Annotated in this window: 6 protein-coding genes; 4 read left to right on the forward strand and 2 right to left on the reverse strand. The window is 69.9% G+C overall.

Annotated elements, in window-relative coordinates; genetic code table 11:
- Positions 1–616, reverse strand: a 616-nt coding sequence (locus AN233_RS17410; protein WP_058366978.1) for a DUF7260 family protein, incomplete at its 3' end; no start/stop codon positions are given.
- Positions 617–952: 336 nt separating this feature from the next.
- Here AN233_RS17410 and AN233_RS11780 point away from each other — a divergent pair.
- Positions 953–2,005, forward strand: coding sequence for a zinc-binding dehydrogenase (locus AN233_RS11780; RefSeq protein ID WP_058366979.1), 1,053 nt, complete (start codon positions 953–955; stop codon positions 2,003–2,005).
- Between the two features lie 27 nt (positions 2,006–2,032).
- Here AN233_RS11780 and AN233_RS11785 read toward each other — a convergent pair whose 3' ends face one another.
- The gene (locus tag AN233_RS11785) at positions 2,033–2,347 is read right to left on the reverse strand and encodes a CGCGG family putative rSAM-modified RiPP protein (RefSeq protein ID WP_058366985.1); all 315 of its coding nucleotides are present in this window, start codon (positions 2,345–2,347) and stop codon (positions 2,033–2,035) included.
- A 121-nt stretch (positions 2,348–2,468) separates the two neighbouring features.
- Here AN233_RS11785 and AN233_RS11790 point away from each other — a divergent pair, with 121 nt between their 5' ends.
- The 3 genes from AN233_RS11790 to AN233_RS11800 all read left to right on the forward strand — a co-directional run.
- Entirely contained in the window at positions 2,469–4,778 is a 2,310-nt protein-coding gene (locus AN233_RS11790; RefSeq protein WP_058366980.1) for a nitric-oxide reductase large subunit, read from the forward strand.
- Between the two features lie 83 nt (positions 4,779–4,861).
- Positions 4,862–6,142, forward strand: coding sequence for an amidohydrolase (locus AN233_RS11795; RefSeq protein WP_058366981.1), 1,281 nt, complete (start codon positions 4,862–4,864; stop codon positions 6,140–6,142).
- 104 nt (positions 6,143–6,246) lie between these two features.
- On the forward strand, positions 6,247–6,850 hold a 604-nt coding region (locus tag AN233_RS11800; protein ID WP_058366982.1), incomplete at its 3' end, for a hypothetical protein.

Consider the following 6,850-nt stretch of genomic DNA (forward strand, 5'->3'; position numbering starts at 1 on the left):
CGGCCTGCCGCCGGGCGGCGATCGCGTCGCACTTCCGGCGGAGCACCGGCACCTGCGCGCGGCGGGCGTCGAGCGCGCCGAAGTCGCGGTCTCCGTGCGAGCCGGCGGCCAGGTCCGCGACCGCCTCGCGGAAGGGCGCGAGCGCGGACGCGGAACGGTCGAGCGAGTCCGCCTCCGCGTCGAGCGTCTCGAGGAACACCTCGCGCTCCTCGATGGCCGTCTCCGTACGGTCGATCAGGGTCCGCTTGGAGCGGTCGTCGAGGGCGGATCTGCCGGTGAGGACCAGCGCGAGGTCGGCGCCGAACTCGGCCTCGACGCTCGCCTCGTACGTCTCGTCGTAGTCGTCGACGAAATGCGGGACGCTCATCACCGTCTCCTCGTAGGCGACCTTCACGGCACGGAGGCCCCGCCCCGCGGGGTCCGCGCGGTACCGGAGCGGCGGACCGCGTGCGGGTGTCGCCTCGGCGGCGATACGCCCGAGCCTGTCGCGGAACGCCTCGAACGCCTCCCGCTCGTCGACGATCTTGCGCCGTTCGACGCGGAGCGCGCGCCGTGCGGCCGCGAGTCCGTCCCCGCCGCCGGGCGCGTCGTCCGTCGCGTCGGAGGTGGTCGCCATGTGAGTCGTCACCGCGTTCGAGGGTTTAAGCGGTTATAAGAGGGGTCCGGACGGATCGGGGGACCTCCCGAGCGCTCGGGAGGGCTCCGGAGCGACCCGCTCCGGAGGGGCGGGCATGCCGGAACGGCCGACGCTCCCCGGAGTAGTCTCGGCGTATCCGCCGCCGACGGCGTCGGCGTGCGTGGGTGTCCGCCTAACAAAGTCCCCGCGCCATCGACGGGGTCGTGTGTTTTCGATAGACACGACACGGAGGATGGAGGCACCGTCGCCCGCGACCGCGCGAAACGGCACGCCGATCGCCGGGACGAGAGCGGCCGCCATCGGGGGTGATCCGCGGTGAGAGCGTTCGTGATGAACGGCGTCGGCGAGACGGGGTTCGCCGAGAAGGACCGTCCCGAACCCGGCCCGCTCGACGCGATCATCCGACCGACGACCGGGCTGGTCTGCACCTCGGACGTTCACACCGTCCACGGTGCGATCGGCGAGCGGGAGAACCTCACGCTCGGACACGAAGTCGTCGGCGTCGTCGGCGAGGTCGGTGCCGAAGTGGAGGACTTCGAGCCCGACGACCGGGTGGTCGTGGGGGCCATCACGCCCGACTGGGGGTCGGCCGCCGCACAGGACGGGCATCCCTCCCAGTCACACGGTCCGCTCGGCGGCTGGAAGTTCGCAAACGAGAAGGACGGGGTCTTCGCCGAGTACGTCCACGTCAACCAGGCCGACTGGAACCTCGCCCACGTCCCGGACGCCATCTCCGACGAGGCGGCGGCGTACACGACCGACATGATGAGCACGGGGTTCGTCGCCGCGGAGAACGCCGCCGTCCCGGTCGGCGGCGACGTCGCCGTCTTCGCCCAGGGACCGGTGGGACTGATGGCGACCGCCGGCGCTCGACTGCAGGGCGCGGGACGGATCTTCGCCGTCGAGACGGACCCGAAGCGGCAGGAGATCGCCCGGCAGTACGGGGCCGACGTCGTCATCGACTTCGAGGACGAGGACCCGCTGGCGGTCATCATGGATCACACGAAGGGCGTCGGCGTCGACGCCGCGATCGAGGCGCTGGGCGGCGCGGAGACGTTCAAACAGTGCGTCGAGGCGGTGAAGCCCGGCGGGACGGTGTCCAACGTCGGCTACCACGGGCACGGCGACGACGTGCCGATCCCGCGCGAGGAGTGGGGCGTCGGCATGGCCGAAAAGGAGATCGTCACCGCGCTCTGTCCGGGCGGGCGACTCCGGCTCCGGCGGTTGCTCCGGCTGCTCGAACACGACCGCGTCGATCCGACCCACCTGACGACCCACGAGTTCGCCTTCGAGGAGGTCGACCGGGCGTTCGATCTCATGGAGTCGAAGGATGACGGGGTGATCAAACCGCTCGTCACCTTCGAGTGAGGGCCCGGAGCGACCGGCGAGCGCGTGTCACTCCACGAACACGCGCACGACGTGGCCCCCGCAGCCGCAGCGCTCGACGTACTCCCACTCGAGGTCGCCGGCGTCGCCGTCGGCCGCCGCGAGCGCGTCGTAGAGGTACGTCTCGGGGTGGCCGTTGTCGCCGTGGGTGACGAGGTTGACGTGATTGCCGGGCGCCGTGTGCGCTATCGCGTCGAGCGCCTCCTCGACCACTCGGTCGGGGTCGCCGGCGTGCTCCGGCCCCTCGAGGTTGGCCGACCAGGAGTTGTCGTGCGTCTCGTCGGTCACCGCGGTCGCGTCGGCGGAGTGTTCCGTGGCAGTCATCTCACATATTCGTCGGTTCTCGGTCCCCCTGTCTTCGTTGGCGAACATGTACGGCACCCGTTGACGGAGCGTGAGAACTCGCGGGTGAACCCTAAGGGCGGGCGTTCGGAGATAGTCCCGTATGCGTCTGGAACGGAAGACGATCGCGAAGGTCATCGCCGTGGTGTTCGTCCTCAATCTCGCGGTGATGGGCGGCGGCGCCTGGTTCGCGTACCAGGAGGCCCCCCCGATACCCGAGGAGGTCGTCGGACCCGACGGCGAGGTGATCGTCACGGGCGAGGAGATCAGGGACGGCAAGCGCACCTTCCAGCGGAACGGGCTGATGAACCACGGCTCCATCCTCGGCAACGGGGCCTACTACGGCGAGGACTACACCGCCGACGCGCTCGAGTTGAAGGTCCAGCACATGCGCGACTACTACGCGCAGGAGCGGCACGGGAGCGATTACGCCGAACTGGACGACAGCGAGCAGGCCGCGATCGCCGAGGTGGTCAGAAACGACCTCGACGACCGGAGCGGCACGACCGCCGCGAGCGGCACCGCGGACGGCGGCGTCATCGCCTACTCCGCGGCCGAGCTGTACGCGCACCAGCAGGTCCGCGAGGAGTACGTCGAGCGCTACCACGAGGGCGCCCACGACCGCGGCGTCCCCGCGGGGATGATCGACTCGGAAGCCGACGCCGAGCGGTTCGCGGACTTCGCGATGTGGACCGCGTGGTTCTCCCACGCCGACCGCCCGGGGAGCGACCACTCGTACACGAACGACTGGCCCTACGCGCCCGGCGCCGGCAACGACGCGACCGGCGCCGCGATGACGTGGAGCGTGATCGCCATGGTGTTGCTCGTCGCGGGCGCCGGCTTCGGGATCTGGCTCTACCGCTCCGTCCGCCTGCCCGAACCGGAGGTCGAGGGCATCTCCGTGCCCGCGCCGGGCGACGTGAGCGTGTTCCCCAGCCAGCGCGCCGCCCTGCGGTTCGTGCCGGTCGCCGCGGGGCTGTTCCTCGCGCAGGTGCTGTTGGGAGGGCTGCTGGCGCACTTCTACGTCGAGCGGGCCGGCTTCTTCGGGGTCGAGGAGGTGTTCGGCGTCCACATCCTCCAGATTCTCCCGTTCGCCATCGCGAAGACGTGGCACATCGACCTGGGGATCCTCTGGATCGCCGCGACGTGGCTCGGCGCGGGGCTGTTCCTCCCCGCGCTGTTGACCGGCCACGAGCCGAAGCGGCAGGCGACGTTCGTCAACGGGCTGCTCGCCGCGGTCGTCGTGGTGACGGTCGGCGGCCTCGGCGGCATCTGGCTCGGCGCGAACGGCTACTTCGGGGACCTCTGGTGGGTCCTCGGCAACGAGGGATTGGAGTACCTCGAGGTCGGCAAGCTCTGGCAGGCCGGCCTGCTGGCCGGGTTCCTCACGTGGGCGGTGCTGGCGATCCGCGGCCTGAAGCCGCTGCTCGACCGCGAACCGCCGTACGGGCTCGCGCACATGATCCTCTACGCCGGTAGCTCCATCGCGCTGCTGTTCACCGCCGGGTTCATGTTCACGCCCGAGACCAACATCGCCGTCACGGAGTTCTGGCGCTGGTGGGTCGTCCACATGTGGGTCGAGGGCGCCTTCGAGTTCTTCATCGTCGCCATCATCGGGCTGACGCTCGTCTCGATGAACCTGCTCTCCCGGCGCAGCGCCGAGAAGGCGGTCATGCTGCAGGCGCTGCTCGTGATGGGGACCGGCGTCATCGGCGTCTCCCACCACTACTGGTGGATCGGGATGCCCGACGCGTGGATCCCGATCGGGAGCGTCTTCTCGACGCTGGAGCTGATTCCGCTCGTCTTCATCCTCTACGAGGCGCTCGGGCAGTACGACGCGATGACGACGGACGGCGAGTTCCCCTACCGGCTCCCGTTCCTGTTCATCGTCGCCTCCGGCGTCTGGAACTTCGTCGGCGCCGGCGTGTTGGGCTTCTTCATCAACCTCCCGATCATCAACTACTACGAGCACGGCACCTACCTCACGGTCGGCCACGCCCACGCCGCGATGTTCGGCGCGTTCGGCTTCCTGGCGCTGGGGATGGTGACGTACATGCTGCAGATCGCCATCGACCCCGAGCGCTGGGATGGCTCGTGGCTCCGCGCCGCCTTCTGGTGCTGGAACGCCGGGCTGGCGCTGATGGTGTTCGTCTCGGTGCTGCCGGTCGGCTTCATCCAGCTGGAAGCCGCCTTCACCGAGAGCTACGCGGTCGCCCGGAGCGTGGCGTTCTACTCGCGGCCGATGGTCCAGAACCTGTTCTGGGCGCGGCTCCCGGGCGACACGCTGCTCATCCTCGGGACCGCCATCTACGCCGCGGACCTCGTCCGCAAGCGGTTCGTCCTCCGGGAGTCCGCGGACGACCCCGACGTGGACGACATGGCGGTCGCGGAGGGGGTCCTGAGCGAGGACTGAGCGCCCGCCGGGAACGGACCCCCCGCTCCGTCCGGCGACCTGTGACTACCGTTAAGTACCCCGACCGCTTTGAGACGGGACGAATGTCCCACGACGTACAGGCCAGGTTGAGCGATCTCCGGCGCGCGTTCCATCGCCATCCCGAGCCCGGCTGGCGCGAGTTCCGGACGACCGCCCGCGTCGTCGAGGAGCTGGAGCGGATCGGCGTCGACGAGATCGCGGTCGGTCGCGAGGCGCTGGCGACCGACGATCGGATGGCCGTCCCCGACGAGGCCGACATCGAGCCGTGGCTCGACCGGGCGCGCCGGGCGGGCGTCCGCGAGGACATCCTCGACCGGACCGCGGGCGGCCACACCGGCGTCGTGGCGACGCTCTCGCGGGGCGAGGGCCCCTGCGTCGCGGTCCGCGTCGACCTTGACGGGATCTCGATGCACGAGTCGGACGACGCGACCCACCGCCCGGCCGCGGAAGGGTTTCGTTCCGAACACGAGGGGTACATGCACGCGTGCGGTCACGACGCGCACATCGCGATGGCGCTCGGGGCACTGGAGGCGGTCGAGGCGAGCGCGTTCGAGGGGACGTTCAAGGTCCTCTTCCAGCCAGCCGAGGAGATCTCCGGCGGCGGGAAGGCGATGGCCGAGAGCGGGCACCTCGACGGCGTGGACTACCTGCTGGCGCTCCACATCGGCCTGGACCACCCGACCGGCGAGGTGGTCGCGGGGATCGAGAAGCCGCTGGCGATGGCACACCTGACCGCGACCTTCGAGGGCGCGAGCGCCCACGCGGGCAAGGCGCCGAACGAGGGGGCAAACGCCATGCAGGCCGCCTCGGCGGCGATCCAGAACGCCTACGCGATCCCCCGCCACCGCGACGGGTCGACGCGCGTGAACGTCGGCCGCATCGAGGGGGGGTCCGCGAGCAACGTCATCGCCGAGGAGGTGACGCTGGAAGCCGAGGTCCGCGGCGAGACGACCGCGCTGATGGAGTACACGCGGACCGAGTTGGAGCGGGTGCTCTACGCCGCCGCAGAGATGCACGACTGCGACGTGACGCCCCGGATGATCAGCGAGTCGCCGCGGGTCGACAGCCACCCCGCGCTCCGGGACCTCGTCGGGAACGTCGCGTGGGAGGTCGAGGGCGTCGACCGTGTGATCCCGTCGGAGGAGTTCGGCGTCAGCGAGGACGGGACGTACCTGATGCAGCGCGTCCAGAACAACGGCGGCCTCGCCTCCTACATCCTCGTCGGGACCGACCATCCGACCAGCCACCACACGCCCACCTTCGACGTCGACGAGGCGAGCCTCGGGATCGGCGCGACGCTGCTGGCGGAGACCGCCGTCGAGCTCTCGCGCAGACGGCCGTAGTCGACCTCGTACAGACGCCCGCGGGCGCCGGAATCGGACGGCTGTGGCGCCCACCGACCCCACGGACCAGTACTGTTAATCCGTTTGCACCCGGTAGTGCAGCCATGAGCAAGGACGACGTGCCGGAGTCGCTCGAGGCGGCGGCTGACGCGGACCGGCCGCGCGGGATCCTCACGCCCTCCGACCGCGACTTTCTGCTCGGACGGAAGACGGACTACACGGACCACTCGCGGAAACAGAAGCGCAACCGGATCCGGCGGAGGGTCCGAAACGCCATCCTCGATTTCAGCATCCTGTTCGAGTGCATGGAGGAGCGCGACCTGAACACCGTCTTCGACCCCGACGACGAGGACCGGGAGGCGTACACGCAGGGGATCACCGACATGCTCGCGTTCCTCCACCTCGGGACGATGGGCTACCACACGCCGTTCAAGGACATGCTCTCGGAGGGCGTCGGCAAGGCCGAACAGCGGCTCGCGGGGTCGAACTACCGGATGGTCAACGTGGAGTTCAACGTCGAACCGGTCGGCCAGATCGACGTGGACGAGGTCGTCTCGAAGCTGGAAGACGAGGAGTTCGCGGAGCTCACCGACGAGGAGCTCCGGGCGTTCGTCCGCCTGCTGACGATGTCCGACTCCTTCTCCCCGGAGGACGCCGGCGAGGAGATCAAAGAGCACGTCGACGAGTTCGCCGAACAGCTCACGGAGA

The sequence above is a fragment of the Haloparvum sedimenti genome, assembly GCF_001462205.1.
Taxonomy (GTDB): Archaea; Halobacteriota; Halobacteria; order Halobacteriales; family Haloferacaceae; genus Haloparvum; species Haloparvum sedimenti.

What these genes read in the sequence shown, in the direction of transcription:
- AN233_RS11785 (WP_058366985.1), bottom strand. Translation starts at nt 2,347, where the DNA reads ATGACTGCCACGGAACACTCCGCCGACGCGACCGCGGTGACCGACGAG.
- AN233_RS11790 (WP_058366980.1), top strand. Translation starts at nt 2,469, where the DNA reads ATGCGTCTGGAACGGAAGACGATCGCGAAGGTCATCGCCGTGGTGTTC.
- AN233_RS11795 (WP_058366981.1), top strand. Translation starts at nt 4,862, where the DNA reads ATGTCCCACGACGTACAGGCCAGGTTGAGCGATCTCCGGCGCGCGTTC.